Origin of the sequence: Mesotoga sp. HF07.pep.5.2.highcov (genome assembly GCF_003666285.1) — a bacterium.
In the GTDB taxonomy this organism is placed as follows: Bacteria; Thermotogota; Thermotogae; order Petrotogales; family Kosmotogaceae; genus Mesotoga; species Mesotoga prima.
On sequence record NZ_JFHJ01000542.1, the window covers coordinates 1 to 911 of the forward strand.

The 911-nt window shown below is 47.3% G+C and carries 3 protein-coding genes; 2 read left to right on the top strand and 1 reads right to left on the bottom strand.

All coding sequences use genetic code 11. The features are described 5' to 3' along the window. Both BG32_RS15865 and BG32_RS11555 read left to right on the top strand, forming a co-directional pair. Positions 1–189 (top strand): hypothetical protein (locus BG32_RS15865; RefSeq protein WP_220660332.1); only part of this gene is annotated, 189 nt, incomplete at its 5' end. Beyond that, a complete protein-coding gene (locus tag BG32_RS11555; protein WP_041928188.1) occupies positions 107–559 on the top strand; it encodes a hypothetical protein in 453 nt (150 codons plus the stop codon). The genes BG32_RS15865 and BG32_RS11555, both read left to right, overlap by 83 nt. Here the strand turns inward: BG32_RS11555 and BG32_RS11560 are convergent. Next, positions 525–911, bottom strand: a 387-nt coding sequence (locus BG32_RS11560) for an isoaspartyl peptidase/L-asparaginase (protein WP_183084331.1), incomplete at its 5' end; no start/stop codon positions are given. The two genes, BG32_RS11555 and BG32_RS11560, sit on opposite strands and share 35 nt — an antisense overlap.

Genomic DNA, 911 nt, shown 5'->3' on the forward strand with positions numbered 1-911 from the left:
GGGATGATGGTTCTATTCGGATACGATCTTGCATTTCAACCGGTTGCTGGCTATAATTACGGCGCGAAGAAGTCTTCTAGGGTTTTTGGAAACTCTGAGATTTTTGTTGATAGTGATTACGGTCTTTGCAGTGGTTTTTACCATTACCGGGTTGACTATACCGAGTTCGATTATAAGCATCTCCTGTAACGACCCAGAAGTCATCGATGTGGGCTCCAGAGCCTTTAGGGTGGTAAACATCTTCTTTTCCACATTCGGCTTCGTGATAACTTCTACGGACCTGCTTCAGGTTTTTGGAAAGGGAATCGCAGCGAGATTGCTGCCGATGTCGAAACAAGATTTCTTCCTTATACCTGCGATTATCTTTTTGCAAAAGATCTTCGAGCTCAATGAGGATCATTTTTCTCGGACAGTTGCCAGTTACTTTGCGCTATTTGTTGCAGCTTTTCTTTCCGTAGCGATTTTCAAAAAACTGAAGTCTCAAAGCAGGGAGCTTTCTCTACGAGAAAGGCAGCCAGTGATTATTAGAATATCACCGGTGCATGACCATCTTTTATGAACGCCCATGACATATCCTTTGAAGTGTGCCCTATTCCGATATTGCCGTATCTGTCGAGCGCAATTAAACCGCACTCACAGTCGAAGTATCTGGCTCTCTCGAGAGCGATGTCGACGGACTTTTGAGCGGGGTACTGTTCCATGAAGAAGGCAACCAGCCTGCTCAGGGTGAGCTTCATAATCTTTTCTCCATGACCCGTTGCGGAGACTGCGCCGAATGAATCCGCGTAGGTTCCCGCGCCTATAATGGGGCTGTCTCCCACCCTGCCGAAGCTTTTCATCATCATTCCGCCCGTGGAGGTTCCGGCTGTCATTCTTCCGTGGTCATCTATCGCGACTGCACCACAGGTAGA